The sequence below is a fragment of the Streptomyces sp. NPDC028305 genome (assembly GCF_055569495.1).
Genome location: NZ_JBVHTN010000008.1, coordinates 428,569 through 443,361, shown reverse-complemented (window position 1 = coordinate 443,361; position 14,793 = coordinate 428,569). Strand labels below are relative to the sequence as shown.

Genomic DNA, 14,793 nt, shown 5'->3' with positions numbered 1-14,793 from the left:
AGGCCGTGCGGTCAGATGATCCCGCTCAGCTGGGCCCACACCACCCGGCCGCCGTTCAGTCCGGGCCGGTCCCCCCACGCCGCGGCCATGGCCCGCACCAGGGCGAGGCCCCGGCCGCCCTCGTCCTCCGCGCCCGCCTGGCGCGGGGCGGGGCCGGCGGATCCGCCGCCCTGGTCGGCCACCTCGACGTACAGCGTGCGCCGGGCCTCCGCCCGCAGCACGCACAGGATCTGCTCGCTGCCGGTGTGCACGAGGGCGTTGGTGAACAGCTCGGACATCACCAGCTCGGCGGCGTCGCAGACGTCCTCGCAGAAACCCCATCCCGGCACCCGGGTGCGGACCCGGCGGCGGGCCGCGGCCACGGAGGCGCCCTGCGCGGGCAGTTGGAACCTCTCCTGGCGGAACCCGGCGTCATGGCCGCCGAGGAGCATGGTGGGGCGGGCCATCGTCGTGCGTTGAGGCAGTGCCACGGCCGTTCGCCTTCCGTCTACCGGTGGGGGGTTCGAATGCCGCAAGTCGGCTACGCGCCAGCCACATTGAGACCCGGCACCCCATCACTATCGTGCTGTAGGCGCCAGTTGGCAAGCGGCGTTCTGCAAAATGCAGAATAGCCAAAGCACTCTGTTCGGGTTCATCCCGAGCATGGCACACTGAGCCCACGAGACCGTCCGAGGAGGTAAGGCGTGGGTGAAGCGCGGTCTGCCCCGACTGTCGGGCAGATGGTTCTCGGCATGCGCCTGCGCGACCTTCGCGAGAAGGCCGGCGTCAGCTATGACCAGGCCGCGAAGGCGCTGCACGTCAACCAGACGACGGTGCGCAGGATGGAGAAGGCCGAGGTCGGCCTGAAGCTTCCGTACGTCGAGAAGCTGCTTCAGACCTACGGGGCCGAGCAGGAGGAGATCGAGGCCTTCCTCTCCCTGGCCGAGGACGCCAACAGACCCGGCTGGTGGCATCGCTTCCGCGATGTCCTGCCGGACTGGTTCAGCCTCTATGTGAGCCTGGAGGGGGCGGCGAGCCGCATCCGCGCGTACGAACCCCACTTCATCCCCGGGCTGCTACAGACCGAAGACTACGCACGAGCGCTGCTGAGCATCGGATTCCCGCAGGCCGACCCCAAGGAGCTCGACCGACGGGTCGCCCTGCGGATGGAGCGTCAGGAACTGCTGAACCGACCCGACGGACCCCATCTGTGGGTCGTCATGGACGAGCCGGTGTTCCGCCTGCCCATCGGCGGCCCGGACGTCATGCGCGCGCAGGTCGACCGCCTCATCGAGGCCATCCAGATGCCGAACGTCACCTTGCAGGTGGTGCCGTTCGCCGCCGGCCCCCACCCGGCCATGGGCGGACCGTTCCAGCTCTTCCGGTTCCATATCCCGGAACTGCCGGACATCGTCTACACCGAGGGACTGACCGGCGCAGCTTATCTCGACGAACGCGCGGACGTGGCCGCCTACTTGGAGGCCCTCGACCGAATGGGCACCCAGGCCACACCGGCGCGACGCACGGAGGCCTTTCTCCGTGAGATTCGCAAGGAGCTCTGACCGTGGATCAGGTGGATCACATTTACAACGGCATGCCGGCCAAGCATCTCGGTGCGGAAGGCTGGCGCAAGCCCTGGAGCGGCCCCAACGGCGGCGCCTGCGTCGAGGTCATGAAGCTGAGCGACGGCCGCGTGGCCCTGCGCCAGTCGACCGACCCCGACGGCCCCGCGCTGATCTACACGCCTCTTGAGATCGAGAAGTTCATCCAGGGCGCCAAGGCGGGCGCCGCGGACTTCCTTCTCACCCGTACAGAACCGAACCTGACCACCTCGGCGGGTACCGCAGCAGAACGGAGGGCCGCCGCATGAGCGAGCAAGACCTCGGCCGGGGCCGGATCGACACGACCAAGCCGCATTCGGCCCGGATGTACGACTACTACCTCAATGGCAAGGACCACTACGAGGTGGACGCGGAGGCGGCCGCCAAGGTGCTGGCCGTCCATCCGACGGTCAAGCTCAACGCCCGGGTCAACCGGGGGTTCATCCACCGGGCGACCCGCTGGCTGGCGGGCGAGGCGGGGATCCGGCAGTTCCTCGACATCGGCACCGGCATCCCCACCGCGCCCAACCTCCACCAGGTCGCCCAGTCCGTGGCCCCGGACGCCCGGGTCGTGTACACCGACAACGACCCGATCGTGCTGGTGTACGCCCAGGCCCTGCTGAACGGCACGCCGGAAGGGCGTACCGCCTATGTCGAGGCCGACGTCCGCGAGCCCCAGAAGATCATCACGGCTCCGGAGCTGCTGGAGACGCTGGACCTGGACAAGCCGGTGGCCATGTCCGTGAACGCGCTCTTCCACTTCATCCCGGAGGAGGCGAAGCCGTACGAGATCGTGCGCGAGCTGGTGGACGCGCTCCCCTCGGGCAGCTACCTGATGATGTCGCACTCCACGCACGACTTCTCGGCGGACACCTGGCGGAAGGTCATCGAGGTCTACAAGGAGAGCGGGATTCCCTTCATCACGCGCTCCAAGACCGAGGTCGCGCGCTTCTTCGAGGGCATGGAGCTCGTCGACCCCGGCGTCTCGGAGCCGCACTTCTGGAAGCCCGAGGCCGGCGACCGCCCGGAGGACATCCGCAGCGCCGACATATCCATGTGGGCGGGAGTGGCCCGCAAGCCATGAACCCGACGAACCCCATGAACCCCCTCAACATCGACACTACGAAGCCGCACTCGGCGCGGATGTACGACTACTACCTCGGCGGCAAGGACCACTACCAGGTCGACGAGGAGGCCGCGGCCCATGTCATGGCGGTCTTCCCGGGCGTCAAGACATGCGCGCGGGAGAACCGTTCGTTCATGCACCGGGCGACCCGCTGGCTGGCGGGCGAGGCCGGGATCCGGCAGTTCCTGGACATCGGCACCGGCATCCCCACCGCGCCCAACCTCCACCAGGTCGCTCAGTCCGTGGCCCCGGACGCCCGGGTCGTCTACGCCGACAACGACCCCATCGTCCTCGCCTACGCGCAGGCCCTGCTGAACGGCACCCCCGAGGGCCGTACCACCTACATCCAGGCGGACGTGCGCGAACCCGAGCGCATCCTGGGCGCCGCCGAGCTGCACGAGACGCTCGACCTGAGCAAGCCGGTGGCGCTGTCCATGAACGCCCTGTTCCACTTCATCCCGGACGACGACAAGCCGTACGACGTCGTCCGGCAGCTGGTGGACCCCCTGCCCTCGGGCAGCTATCTGATCCTGACCCACTGCACCCCGGACTTCGCCCCGGAGACCTGGGAGAGGGTCATCGACGTCTACCGCCAGGGCGGCATCCCCGCCCAGGTGCGCAGCAGAAACGAGGTCGAGGTGTTTTTCGAGGGCCTGGAGCTCATCGAGCCGGGTGTGGCCGAGCCGCATCTGTGGCGGCCGGACGGTGAGCGCGCGCTCGACAGCGCCGATGTCTCGTTCTGGGTGGGAGTGGCGCGCAAGTCATGAACCGGATGCACATCGACACCACGAAGCCGCACTCGGCGCGGATGTACGACTACTACCTCGGTGGCAAGGACCACTACCAGGTCGACGAGGAGGCCGCCCGCAAGGTCATGGAGGTCTATCCGGGCATCATCCCGTGTGCCCGGAGCAACCGCGCCTTCATGCACCGGGCGACCCGCTGGCTGGTGAGCGAGGCGGGGATCCGGCAGTTCCTGGACATCGGGACCGCCATCCCGACCGCGCCCAACCTCCACCAGGTCGCCCAGAGCATCGCCCCGGACGCCCGGGTCGTCTACGCCGACAACGACCCCATCGTGCTGGCGTACGCCCAGGCCCTGCTGCACGGCACGCCCGAGGGGCGCACCGCCTACATCGAGGCCGACGTCCGCGAGCCCGAGACCATCCTGGGCTCGCCGGAGCTGCTGGAGACGCTCGATCTGAGCGAGCCCGTGGCGCTGTCGATCAACGCGACGCTGCACTTCATCCCGGACCAGTACGGAACGTACGAGATCGTGGAGCGGCTGATGGACGCCCTGCCCTCGGGCAGCTTTCTCGAGATCAGCCACAGCTCGCCGGACTTCGACAAGGCGAGCGTGGACGCGGCGGTCGCGATCTACCGCAAGGGCGGCATCGAGGCCCAGCTGCGCACCAAGGGCGAGATCGAGAAGTTCTTCCACGGTCTGGAACTCATCGAGCCGGGGATCGTGCCTCCGCACCGGTGGTGGCCCGACGGCCCGGTCACGGTCACCGACGAGGAGGTCTCCTTCTGGGCCGGCGTGGCCCGCAAGCCCTGAGGCTCCCCCCGCTCGACGAATCCCGGCTCATCCCGGGCCGTCCCGCCTCGTCGTGGGGGGCCTCCCGGCGGCGGCCGGGGGCGGCTCGCCGACCGTGAAGCCCATGACCGCGCCGCCGCCCGCCCGCCGCTCGGCGAAGACCGTGCCGCCATGGGCGGCGGCCACCTCCCGGACGATGGCCAGGCCGAGCCCGGAGCCGGGCAGGCTGCGGGCGCCGGGGGCGCGGTAGAAGCGGTCGAAGACCCGGTGGCGGTCCTCCTCGGCCACGCCGGGCCCCCGGTCCAGCACCGCCACCCGGCCGCCGTCGATCACCACCTCGATGGGCGCGGTGCCCTCCTGGTCGAACTTGGCCGCGTTCTCCACCAGGTTGGTGATGGCGCGCTGGAGGGACGCCGAGCGCCCGTCCACCACACTGTCGTCCGCGGTCACCACGATCTCCCGGCCGGTGCGGCGGCGGGCCAGACCGGCGGCCCGGTGTGCCACCTCGCCGAGCGAGGTGGCCGCCCGCGGCTCGTCGTCGCGCTGCCCGGCCGCCAGGCTGACCAGCTCGTTGACCAGGTCGGTCAGCTCCCGGGTCTCCCCGGTGAGATCGGCCAGCAGCTCCTCGCGGGTCGACGGCGGCAGCTCCTCGAAGCGGCGCAGCAGCGAGATGTTGGTCCGCAGCGAGGTGAGCGGGGTGCGCAGCTCGTGCCCGGCGTCCTGGACCAGCCGCCGCTGGTCGTCCTTGGAGCGCGCGAGCTGGCCGAGCATGCCGTCGAAGGCCCGCCCCAGCCGGCCCACCTCGTCCTCCCCGGCGACCGGCACCGCCACATCCATCCGCCCGGTGGCCGTCACGCTCTCGGCGACCCCGGTCAGCCGCACCAGGCGCCGGGTGATGCGCCCCGCCAGCCACCATCCGGCCACCCCGGCCGCCACGATGGCCGCGCCCACGAACAGCGCCGTGCGCTTCTGAAGCTCCCGCAGCAGGTCCTCGCTGTCGCTGAACTGCTGCGCCACCTGCACCGCGCCCCGGCCGGCGCCGAGCGAGACGGTGGCCATCCGGAACCGCTCATCGCCGATCTCGACGTCCCGCCGCTCCACCAGGCCCGCCGTGCGGGACGCCGCCATCCGGCGCTCGGCGGCGCCCACCGGCAGGGCGGGGCTCCCCCGGTCGGCGACGGTGCCCGTGGGGCGGATGATCTGGACGTCGGTACGGGTGGGGCGGCGGAGGTCGTCGCGCGGGCCGTCGTGGTCGGGGTCGGTCTGGACGAAGTCCTCGTAGCCGAGCGGCTGCCGCCGGACCTGGCTCCGCAGATCGTGGATGACCTCGCCGAAGACGCTCTGCTGGTCGACCCGCACCAGCCCGGCCGCCGCGTCGTAGCTGAGGAAGCCGACCAGGAGGGTGACGGCGGCGGCCACCGCGGCGAAGGAGATCGCGAAGGTGATGCGCAGGCTGGATCTGGGGCGGCGCGGGCGCGGGAGCGGCACGGTCACGCCTCCCGGAGGGTGTAGCCGACGCCCCGTACGGTGTGGATGAGCGGGACCAGCCCGGGGTGGTCCACCTTGCGCCGCAGATAGCCGATGTAGACGGCGAGGTTCTTCGATCCGGGGCCGAAGTCATAGCCCCATATGCGGTCGTAGATCGTGGCGTGGTCCAGCACGATGCCGCTGTTGCGCACCAGCAGCTCCAGCAGGTCGAACTCGGTGCGGGTGAGCTCCAGCTCCTCCCCGCCCCGCCAGACCCGCCGGGCCGAGGGGTCCAGGCGCAGATCCGCCACCTCCGCCGTGCCGTCCTCCGGCCCGCTCTCCTCCTCGGCCGCCGCCGGGGCGACCGGGGCGGCGCGGCGCAGCAGGGCGCGCAGCCGGGCGAAGACCTCGTCCACGTCGAAGGGCTTGGCCACATAGTCGTCGGCGCCCGCGTCGAGCCCCTCGATCCGGTCGGCGGTCTCCACCCGGGCGGTCAGCATGAGGATCGGGGTGCGGTCGCCTTCCGCGCGCAGCACCCGGCACACCTGGAGCCCGTCCAGGCCCGGCATCATCACATCCAGCACGATCACGTCCGGGCGCTCGCGGTGGACGGCGGCCAGCGCCTCGATGCCGTCGGGGACGGCGGTGACCTGGTAGCCCTCCAGCGCCAGGGCGCGCTCGAGCGCCTGCCGGATGGCCCGGTCGTCCTCGGCGAGCAGCACGGTGTTGTACGTCGTCACACCCCGAGTCTGCCAAGCCCGGCGGGGTGCGGGCGCCACCGGGCACCCCGGTGGCCTGGCTTCTTACCCTGCTCTCACCTCGTTCTGGCGGCCGGCTTACCGTGCCCGGCCATGGTGTTCACAACGATCCGGGGGTTTCGGTCCCCGGTGCCGTCACCGTCGGAGAGACACCATATGAAGATCGCCTTCCTGCTCCACAACGTCTACGCGATCGGCGGGACGATCAGGACCACGCTGAACCTGGCGGCGGCCCTGGCGGAGCGGCACGATGTGGAGATCGCCTCGATGCAGCGGCACCGTGAGACGCCCCGTTTCACCGTGGACCCCCGGGTGCGGCTCGTCCCGCTGGTTGACACGCGTCCGAGCGGCCTCGACGCGCAAGACCCGCGGTTCGGCGAGCCCGCCCGGGACTTTCCCGCCGCCGAGAAGCGGCATCGCCAGTACACCCGGCTGCACGACGAGCGGGTCGCGGAGTATCTGCGCGCCAGCGACGCCGATGTGATCATCGGCACCCGCCCCGGCGCCAATGTCTACATAGCCCGGTTCGCCCCGCGCCACGCGCTGCGCATCGGCCAGGAGCATCTGCGGCACGACGCGCACAGCAAGGCGCTGCGGGCCGAGCTCGCCCGCCACTACCGGACCCTCGACGCCGTCGTCACCACGACGGAGGCGGACGCGGCGGTCTACCGGGCGAAGATGCCCCTGCCGGGCGTACGGACCCTCGCCGTGCCCAACAGCGTGCCGGCGCCCCCGGTCAGCCCCACGGACGGCACCGCCCCGGTCATCGCCGCGGCCGGGCGGCTGGTCCGCGGCAAGCGCTTCGACCTGCTGATCGAGGCGTTCTCGGCGGTCGCGGACAAGCACCCCGAGTGGCGGCTGCGGATCTACGGCGGGGGCGCCGAGGAGGAGCGGCTCCAGGCCCTCATCGAGCGGCTCGGCCTGGCGGAGAGCGCTCGGCTGATGGGGCCGCACTCGCCGATCGAGGCGGAGTTCGCCAAGGCGTCGCTGGTGGCGGTCGCCTCGGACGCCGAGTCCTTCGGCATGACGATCGTCGAGGCGATGCGCTGCGGGGTCCCCGTGGTCAGCACGGACTGCCCGCTCGGCCCGGCGGAGATCATCCAGGACGGGGTGACCGGCCGGCTCGTCCCGACCGGCGACAAGGACGCCCTGGCCGGCGCGCTGCTGGACCTCATCGACGACGCCCCGGCCCGGCGGGCGATGGGCGCGGCGGCGCTGGAGAGCGCGTGGGCCTACGACCCCGCGCCGATCGCCCTGCGCTACGAGCGCCTCTTCGAGGACCTGGCGGCGAGCCGCCTCTCCCGCGGCTGGCAGCGCGGCCGGGCCCGGGCGCGCCGGCGCGCGGGCGGCGTGGCGCGCCGCTGGCTCACCGCCGTCCGCCGCGCGACCCGCCCCGACCGCCCGCTCCCCGCGGCCCCCGCGACGGGCGCGAAGCGCCCATGAGCGGTCCCCGCCAGGCGCCCGTGAGCGGCGGTTCCGGCGGCCGGACCACCCCGCCCATGCCCGGGCGCGGGCGGAGCGCCGCTCGCCCGGCGGCGGACGGCGGCCGCGTCCCGATGGTGGCCCGTGCGCGACGCGGCGCGTCGGCGGCGGCCGCTTACGCCGCCGCACCCCGGCGGGAAGCCGACGGGCGGGGCGAGCCGTGACCGCGACGGTGGTGGGGCGGCCCGTCGCCGCGCAGAGCCCGGCGCGGGCGCGCCGGGAGGTGCCGTGGCTCGCGGTCGTCGCGGCGGTGTACGCCGTGGTGCAGCTGGCCATGGTCGTGCCGCATATGGGCGGTGGGCTGCTGTGGGACGAGAGCGTCTACGCCTCCCAGGTGGATCCGCACCGTCCCGCGGCCTTCTTCAGCGCCCCGCGGTCCCGTGGCATCAGCTATCTCGTCGCGCCCGTGGTCGCCGCGACCTCCTCGGTCGTGGCGCTGCGGGTGGTGCTGGCCCTGCTGTCGGCGGCCGCGCTGTACGCCGTCTTCCGCGTGTGGGGGCCGCTGGTGGGGCGGGGCACCGCCGCACTGGCCGCGCTGTTGTTCTCCGGGCTGTGGATCACCCAGATCAGCGGGTCGCAGGTGATGCCGAACCTGTGGGTGGCGCTGGGCGCGGTGGCCGCCGTCGGCTGGTTTCTGCGGGCCCCGGCCGAGCCGCGCGCCCGCTGGTGGCTGGCCGCCGCCGTGGCCGGGGTCACGCTGCTGCGGATGCCGGACGGCGGCTGGCTCGGGCTGCCGCTGCTGGCGGCCGCGGTGTGCGTACGCCGGTGGCGGCCCGCGCTGCCCGCGCTGCTGGGCGGGCTCGCGCTGGGCGCGGCGCCCTGGGTCGCCGAGGCGTACGCGCGGTTCGGCGGCGTCGGGGCGCGGCTGCGGGCCTCCAGCGCCACGGAGGGCGGGATGGTGCCGCAGCTCAACGTGGGCACCGCGCTGCGCAGCCTCAACGGCCCGCTGCTGTGCCGCCCGTGCCAGGTGCCGCTGCGCCACCCGGAGCTGACGCTGTGGTGGCTCGCCCTGCCGCTGCTGGCGGCCGCCGCGCTCGCCGTGGCCGTACGTGACCATCGCGCCGGGCACGGCCGGGCGCTGCCCGCGACCGTGCTGCCGGTGGTGTGCGCCGCCTCGATGGCCGTGCCGTATCTGCTGCTCATCGACTACTCGGCGCCCCGCTTCCTGCTGCCCGCCTACGCGCTGCTCGCCCTGCCCCTGGCCGCCCTCGCGGCGCGCGCGGTGCGGGCCGGGCGCTCGCCGGTGCCGGTCGCGGCCGCCCTCGGGGTCGTGCTGGCGCTCCAGCTGGGGAGCCAGTACGCCGTCCTCGCGGACACCACGCACCAGGCCGCCGCCACCGCCGAGCGATACCAGCGGGCGGCGGCCGGGCTGCGGGCGCTGGGGCTGCGGCCGCCGTGTCTGGTGGCCGGACCGCGCGCGCTGCCGATCGGCTACGCGGCGGGCTGCGCCTCCGCCGAGGTGCGCGGCAACAACACCTCGACCACGGCGTCCGCGCTGCTGCGCCGGGCCGCCCACGAGCCGACCGCGGTGTTCGGCCACGCCCCCGGGCACGGCCTGCCGTCGCTGCGCGACCGCGGCTGGACGCGGCACACCCTGCCCGGCACGGGCGGCCTGAGCGTGTACGTCTCCCCGGTCTCCGGACGCGCCGAGCGGCCGGGGCAGCGGTAAATTGTGAAGGTCCGGGGCGCCCTCCAGCCCGCGTGACCACTCCCGTTCCGCTGCTCCTGTGTTGCCTCTCGGCCGACCCCTCCCGCCGAGCCGAAGGAGTCCGCTCATGTCCAAGGGCTACTGGGTCGTCGCCTACCGCTCGATCTCCGATCCCGCGAAGTCGGCCGCGTACGTGAAGCTGGCCGTCCCGGTCGTCGAGAAGGCCAAGGGGCGGTTTCTCACCCTCGGAGGACAGGTCGTCGCCCACGAGGCCGGGGTGGCGGAGCGAACGGTCGTCATCGAGTTCGACAGCTTCGAGCTGGCCGTCGCCACGCATGACAGCGAGGACTACCAGAAGGCGCTGACCGTGCTGGGCGACGGCGCGGACCGGGACTTCCGCATCGTCGAGGGCGCCGACTGACCGCCTACCAGTCCGTGGGGGCGTAGTCCTTCAGGAAGCAGCCGAAGACGTCCTCGCCGCCCTCGCCCCGCACGATCGGGTCATAGACGCGGGCCGCGCCGTCGACGAGGTCGAGCGGGGCGTGGAAGCCCTCGGCCGCCAGCCGCATCTTGTCGGGGTGCGGGCGCTCGTCGGTGATCCATCCGGTGTCGACGCTGGTCATCAGGATGGCGTCGGACTCGAACATCTCGCGGGCGCTGGTGCGGGTCAGCATGTTGAGGGCGGCCTTGGCCATGTTGGTGTGCGGATGGCCCGCGCCCTTGTAGCCGCGGCTGAACTTGCCCTCCATGGCGGACACGTTCACCACGTACTTCCGCCGCGCGGGCGAGGCCGCCATCGTCGGGCGCAACCGGCTGACCAGGATGAACGGCGCCGTCTCATTGCACAGCTGCACTTCGAGCAGCTCGACCGGGTCGACCTCGTCCACCCGCTGGATCCAGGTGTTGGAGGAGTCCAGGTCGGGGACCAGCCCGCCCGCGTCGATCGCGGTGCCCGCCTCGATCCGCGCGGGCGAGGCGGAGCCGCTGGTCAGGGCGAGGGCGGTGAGGTCCTGAGCGCTCAGCGCGCCCTCGCGCGAGGCCGCCGGCCCCGGCAGGGCCGCCTGGGCGCCGCTGCCGAACGCGCCCAGGACGACGGACTCGGGCAGCTCCCCGGCGGGCAGCGCGGCCGATTCGCCCGCTATGAGCTCCGCGTACGCGGCGGGCGTGCGGCGCACGGTCTGCGCCGCGTTGTTGATCAGGATGTCCAGCGGACCCGCCGCGCTCACCGAGTCGGCCAGCGCGATCACCTGGGCCGGGTCCCGCAGATCGATGCCGACGACCTTCAGCCGGTGCAGCCACTCCCCGCTGTCCGGCATGGCCTTGAAGCGCCGGATCGCGTCGCTCGGGAAGCGCGTGGTGATGGTGGTGTGCGCGCCGTCGCGCAGCAGCCGCAGCGCGATATACATGCCGATCTTCGCCCGGCCGCCGGTGAGCAGCGCCCGGCGCCCGCTGAGATCGGTGCGCGCGTCGCGCCGGTCCCGGTTCTTCGTGGCGCAGTCCTGGCAGAGCTGGTGGTAGAAGGCGTCGACCTCGACATAGCGGGTCTTGCAGGTGTAGCAGGACCGGGGCCGCTGGAGGATGCCCGCGATCGGGGTGGTCACCGAGCTGGTCAGGGCCAGGCCCAGCGTCTCGTCGTCGATGCGGTCGGCGGCGCCGGTGGCCGTGGCCTCGGTGACCGCCTTGTCGTGGGCCGTCTTCGCGGCCCGGCGCTCCTGGCGCCTGCGCTGTTTCACCGTCCGGTAGATGCCGGAGGTGGCGCGGCGCACCGCGATGGCGTCGGGGTGGTCCACCGGCAGCTCGTCGAGTTCCTCGAGCACGCTCAGGCAGGTCGCCAGGCGCTCCGGGTCGATGCCCGCCTGCTCGGCCAGGCCGTCTTCAGTCACCGTCATTCGCCGCTGCCACTTTCTGCTTCGCCCGTTCCAGGGCGGAGCCCTAGGTGGTGGTGGGGTGGGTAACGGCGAAACTTTACGGAAGCGGGGGCGGCGTCGCCAAACCCGGAGCGGGCTCACCCCCGCTCGGGCTTGCGGTAGACGTAGCGGGCGGCACCCGCCGGGGCGGCCCCGGTGAGCGCGCGGATCAGGCCGTGGTCCGGGGAGAGCGCGCAGGCCGGGTCCGTGGCGGCCGCGTCGCCGGTCAGCGCGTACGCCTGGCAGCGGCAGCCGCCGAAGTCCTCGGCGCGGTGGGCGCAGCCCCGGCACGGCTCCTTCATCCAGCTCTCGCCGCGGTAGCGGGCGAACGCGCCGGAGTGGTTCCAGATCCAGTCCAGCGGGTGGTCGCGTACGTTCGGCGGGTCAAGACCGGGGAGCGCGGCCGCCGCCGGGCAGGGCAACGCGGTGCCGTCGGGCGCCACGGTGAGCGAGACCGCTCCCCAGCCGCCCATGCAGGGCTTGGCGACCCCGTCGAAGTAGTCGGGGACCACCCACACCAGGTCCGTCCCGCCGCCCAGGCGCTCCCGCCACCGCTCGACGGCCTCACGGGCCCGCTCCAGCTGTTCCCGGGTGGGCAGCAGCGCGGAGCGGTTGCGCAGCGCCCAACCGTAGAACTGGGTGTTGGCCAGCTCGATCCGCTGGGCGCCCCAGGACACCCCGAGCTCCACCAGGTCGTCGAGCGCGTCGAGGTTGTCGCGGTGCAGCACGATGTTGAGGCCCAGCGGCAGCCCCGTCTCGCGGACCAGAGCGGCGGCCCGCTCCTTGTCGGCGAAGGACCGGCGCCCGGCGATGCGGTCCGAGGCGCCCGGGTCGGCGTGCTGGACGGACAGCTGGACGCCGCGCAGCCCGGCGTCCACCAGCGCCGCCAGCCGGGCCGCGGTCAGCCCGACGCCGCTGGTGACCAGCTGGGTGTAGATCCCGGCGGACTCGGCGGCGGCGGTGATCGTCTCCAGGTCGGCGCGCAGCAGCGGCTCGCCGCCCGACAGATGGGTGTGCACCACGCCCAGCTCCCCGGCCTGGCGCATCACCTCCGCCCACTCCGCGCCGGTCAGCTCCCGGGAGCGGCGGACCAGCTCCAGCGGGTTGGAGCAGTACGGGCAGTGCAGCGGGCAGCCGTGGGTGAGCTCGGCCAGCAGGGCCCAGGGGGGCGGCGCGTCGGTCATCGCAGCCAGCCCTCCCGCCGGAGGCGGTCGAGGAAGGCGGGGACCTCGGTGGCCACGGGGGCGCCGGGGAAGCGCCCGGCCAGTTCCGCGACGATCGCGTCGAGGTCGCGAGCGCCGTCGCACAGCCGCAGGATCTCGCCCGCGGTGCCGTGCAGCACGACCACCCGCTCGGGCACCACCAGCAGGTCCACCCCGCGCACCCGGTCGTGGCGGAGGTGGGCCACCGGCGCGAGCGCGGGCCGCCACGGGGGCGTGGCGGCCGTCGTGGTACCGGCTTCCCTGGCCGTGTCGGCGGTCACGGAGGTGTCGGCGGTCACGGCCCCTCCTTGGGGTCGGCGTGGTCCACCGCGTCCAGCAGCGACCACAGCACATCGCATTTGAAGGACAGCGCCGCCACGGCCCGCTCCCGGTCCTCCTCGGTGCGCGCCCACGACAGCACCAGCTCCAGGGCCTCCCGGCTGTCCCGGCGCCCCTGGGTCTCGCGGGTGCGGAAGTAGGCGAGCCCGTCGCCGTCGATCCACCGGTAGTGGCGCTCGAAGGCGCCGACGCGGGTGCGCATGATGTCCGGGGCCGACAGCTCGGTGAGCGAGGCGGCGACCGCCTCCAGCGGGGGGCGCAGCCGGCAGAAGTTGACGTAGCCGTCGACGGCGAGCCGCACCCCCGGCAGCACGTCATGGCCCGCCAGCAGCCGGGAGCGGTCCAGGCCCGCGGCCTCGCCGAGCCTGAGCCACCGCTCGATCCCGCCCTCGCCCTCGACCGTGCCGTCGTGGTCCTGGATGCGCCGCAGCCACATCCGGCGCAGCGCCGGGGTGTCCAGCTTGGCGGTGATCAGGGCGTCCTTGACGGGGATGTGGCGCTGGTAGTGGAAGCGGTTGGCGATCCACCGGCGGAGCTCGTCGGGGGTCAACTCCCCTTGGTGCATACGGATGTTGAAGGGGTGGCGGTCGTGGTAGCGCTCGCGCGCCACGGTCCGCAGCCGCTCCTCGAACGCAGGTGTGTCGCTCATGGCTCGATCACCATCCCGTCGGCTGCCACCTCGAGGCCCATGGCGGCCAGCTCCTGGTGCTGGGGTGCCGCCGGGTCGGCGAGGGGGTTCGTGTTGTTCAGATGGGTGTAGAGGCAGCGGGCCGGGAGTTCGGCGAGCCGCTTGGCGGTGCCGCCGGGGCCGTCGATGGGCAGATGTCCCATGCCGGTGGCGGTGCGGGTGGAGAACCCGGCGCGCCGGGGCTCCTCGTCGTCCCAGAACGTGCCGTCGACGATCACGCAGTCGGCCTCGGCGGCCGCCCGCTGGAAGGTGTCGGACCAGACGGCGAGGGCGGGGGCGTAGAGGAGGGACCGGCCGGTGTCCCGGTCGGCCAGGCGCAGCGCCACCACCCACGCGTCGTCCCCCGCCGCGTCGGCCGCCATACCGGCCGCGTAGCGCGGGCGTTTGGCGGAGACCGGCACGGCGCCGACGGTCAGGGCCGAGCCCTCGGCGAGGGGCACCGGAGCGGTGTCGAGCCGGCGCCACCGCAGGGTGGTGTACGGGCCCAGGACGTCGCCGAGGTGGAGGCCGTCGAGCAGCGCCCGGCGTACGGGGGCGGTGGCGAGCACATCCACGCCGTCGGCCGCCTCGCGGAGCCGGGCGATGCCGAGGGTGTGGTCGAGTTCCGCGTCGGTGAGGACCACTCCGGCCAGCGGGGTGTGGCGGGGCCGCGGCCCGGGGTGCAGGTCGGGGCAGTCCTCGATCTGGTCGCCGAGGTCAGGGGTGGCGTTGACGAGGTACCAGCGGCCCTCGGCGGCCCGTACGGCGAGGGAGGCGTGGCGGCGGCGCCGGCCGGGGTGGGCGCGTGCCCCGGAGCAACCGGGGCACGCGCAGTTCCACTGGGGCAGTCCGCCGCCCGCCGCGGTGCCGAGCACGCGCAGCAGCATGGCGGCGCCGTCAGCGGTTGGTCAGCGAGTAGGCGGTGACCTCCAACGCGGTGTCCACGACCGCGTAGTCGGGGGTCTGCCAGGCCGTTTCCTCGGGGCGGGGGCGTGTCTGCTCCGCCGTCCGCCTCGACTGGGGTTCGGTCCGCTGCACGGTTTCGTTCATGTCCGTACCTGCCTTCCTGTGTGTTGGGGG

The 14,793-nt window shown here is 73.3% G+C and carries 17 protein-coding genes; 8 read left to right on the top strand and 9 right to left on the bottom strand.

Annotated elements, in window-relative coordinates; translation table 11 throughout:
* Positions 1-11: 11 nt before the first annotated feature.
* Positions 12-470, bottom strand: a complete 459-nt coding sequence (locus ACZ4WQ_RS35270) for an ATP-binding protein (RefSeq protein ID WP_385351392.1) — start codon at positions 468-470, stop codon at positions 12-14.
* Between the two features lie 213 nt (positions 471-683).
* Here ACZ4WQ_RS35270 and ACZ4WQ_RS35265 point away from each other — a divergent pair, with 213 nt between their 5' ends.
* Genes ACZ4WQ_RS35265 through ACZ4WQ_RS35245 form a run of 5 tightly spaced genes read left to right on the top strand, consistent with a single transcriptional unit; the run spans position 684 to position 4,264 of the window.
* The gene (locus ACZ4WQ_RS35265) at positions 684-1,541 is read left to right on the top strand and encodes a helix-turn-helix domain-containing protein (protein ID WP_385351390.1); all 858 of its coding nucleotides are present in this window, start codon (positions 684-686) and stop codon (positions 1,539-1,541) included.
* A 32-nt stretch (positions 1,542-1,573) separates the two neighbouring features.
* Complete coding sequence (locus ACZ4WQ_RS35260) at positions 1,574-1,849, top strand: DUF397 domain-containing protein (protein WP_385351410.1); 276 nt, start codon at positions 1,574-1,576, stop codon at positions 1,847-1,849.
* The gene (locus tag ACZ4WQ_RS35255) at positions 1,846-2,664 is read left to right on the top strand and encodes an SAM-dependent methyltransferase (RefSeq protein WP_361185249.1); all 819 of its coding nucleotides are present in this window, start codon (positions 1,846-1,848) and stop codon (positions 2,662-2,664) included. Before ACZ4WQ_RS35260 ends, ACZ4WQ_RS35255 begins: the two co-directional genes overlap by 4 nt.
* Positions 2,661-3,473 carry an SAM-dependent methyltransferase gene (locus tag ACZ4WQ_RS35250; RefSeq protein WP_468022703.1) on the top strand — a complete coding sequence of 271 codons (813 nt, stop codon included), beginning with the start codon at positions 2,661-2,663 and terminating at the stop codon, positions 3,471-3,473. Before ACZ4WQ_RS35255 ends, ACZ4WQ_RS35250 begins: the two co-directional genes overlap by 4 nt.
* A complete protein-coding gene (locus ACZ4WQ_RS35245) occupies positions 3,470-4,264 on the top strand; it encodes an SAM-dependent methyltransferase (RefSeq protein ID WP_311726867.1) in 795 nt (264 codons plus the stop codon). The genes ACZ4WQ_RS35250 and ACZ4WQ_RS35245 overlap by 4 nt, the downstream gene beginning before the upstream one ends.
* 27 nt (positions 4,265-4,291) lie before the next feature.
* Here the strand turns inward: ACZ4WQ_RS35245 and ACZ4WQ_RS35240 are convergent, their stop codons facing one another.
* On the bottom strand, positions 4,292-5,731 hold the full coding sequence (locus ACZ4WQ_RS35240; RefSeq protein WP_468022711.1) for a HAMP domain-containing sensor histidine kinase: 1,440 nt from the start codon (positions 5,729-5,731) through the stop codon (positions 4,292-4,294).
* 2 nt (positions 5,732-5,733) lie between these two features.
* On the bottom strand, positions 5,734-6,450 hold the full coding sequence (locus ACZ4WQ_RS35235; RefSeq protein ID WP_385351382.1) for a response regulator transcription factor: 717 nt from the start codon (positions 6,448-6,450) through the stop codon (positions 5,734-5,736).
* 174 nt (positions 6,451-6,624) lie between these two features.
* Between ACZ4WQ_RS35235 and ACZ4WQ_RS35230 the strand changes: the two genes are divergently transcribed.
* The 3 genes from ACZ4WQ_RS35230 to ACZ4WQ_RS35220 all read left to right on the top strand — a co-directional run bounded on the left by ACZ4WQ_RS35230 (position 6,625) and on the right by ACZ4WQ_RS35220 (position 10,019).
* Complete coding sequence (locus ACZ4WQ_RS35230) at positions 6,625-7,911, top strand: glycosyltransferase family 4 protein (protein WP_468022702.1); 1,287 nt, start codon at positions 6,625-6,627, stop codon at positions 7,909-7,911.
* 199 nt (positions 7,912-8,110) lie between these two features.
* Positions 8,111-9,619 carry a hypothetical protein gene (locus ACZ4WQ_RS35225; protein ID WP_468022701.1) on the top strand — a complete coding sequence of 503 codons (1,509 nt, stop codon included), beginning with the start codon at positions 8,111-8,113 and terminating at the stop codon, positions 9,617-9,619.
* A gap of 106 nt (positions 9,620-9,725) precedes the next feature.
* A complete protein-coding gene (locus ACZ4WQ_RS35220) occupies positions 9,726-10,019 on the top strand; it encodes a DUF1330 domain-containing protein (protein WP_014174690.1) in 294 nt (97 codons plus the stop codon).
* 4 nt (positions 10,020-10,023) lie between these two features.
* Here ACZ4WQ_RS35220 and ACZ4WQ_RS35215 read toward each other — a convergent pair whose 3' ends face one another.
* The 6 genes from ACZ4WQ_RS35215 to pqqA form a co-directional block, all read right to left on the bottom strand.
* On the bottom strand, positions 10,024-11,487 hold the full coding sequence (locus ACZ4WQ_RS35215; protein WP_361185255.1) for an SDR family NAD(P)-dependent oxidoreductase: 1,464 nt from the start codon (positions 11,485-11,487) through the stop codon (positions 10,024-10,026).
* A 116-nt stretch (positions 11,488-11,603) separates the two neighbouring features.
* Positions 11,604-12,689 (bottom strand): pyrroloquinoline quinone biosynthesis protein PqqE, encoded by a 1,086-nt coding sequence (gene pqqE, locus ACZ4WQ_RS35210; RefSeq protein ID WP_311726873.1) that lies wholly within the window; start codon positions 12,687-12,689, stop codon positions 11,604-11,606.
* Complete coding sequence (pqqD, locus tag ACZ4WQ_RS35205) at positions 12,686-13,006, bottom strand: pyrroloquinoline quinone biosynthesis peptide chaperone PqqD (protein ID WP_385351368.1); 321 nt, start codon at positions 13,004-13,006, stop codon at positions 12,686-12,688. The genes pqqE and pqqD overlap by 4 nt, the downstream gene beginning before the upstream one ends.
* Complete coding sequence (gene pqqC, locus ACZ4WQ_RS35200; RefSeq protein ID WP_311726874.1) at positions 13,003-13,695, bottom strand: pyrroloquinoline-quinone synthase PqqC; 693 nt, start codon at positions 13,693-13,695, stop codon at positions 13,003-13,005. Before pqqC ends, pqqD begins: the two co-directional genes overlap by 4 nt.
* A complete protein-coding gene (pqqB, locus tag ACZ4WQ_RS35195) occupies positions 13,692-14,600 on the bottom strand; it encodes a pyrroloquinoline quinone biosynthesis protein PqqB (protein WP_361185258.1) in 909 nt (302 codons plus the stop codon). Before pqqB ends, pqqC begins: the two co-directional genes overlap by 4 nt.
* A gap of 10 nt (positions 14,601-14,610) precedes the next feature.
* Positions 14,611-14,763, bottom strand: coding sequence for a pyrroloquinoline quinone precursor peptide PqqA (gene pqqA, locus ACZ4WQ_RS35190; protein ID WP_311726876.1), 153 nt, complete (start codon positions 14,761-14,763; stop codon positions 14,611-14,613).
* Between the last annotated feature and the right edge of the window lie 30 nt (positions 14,764-14,793).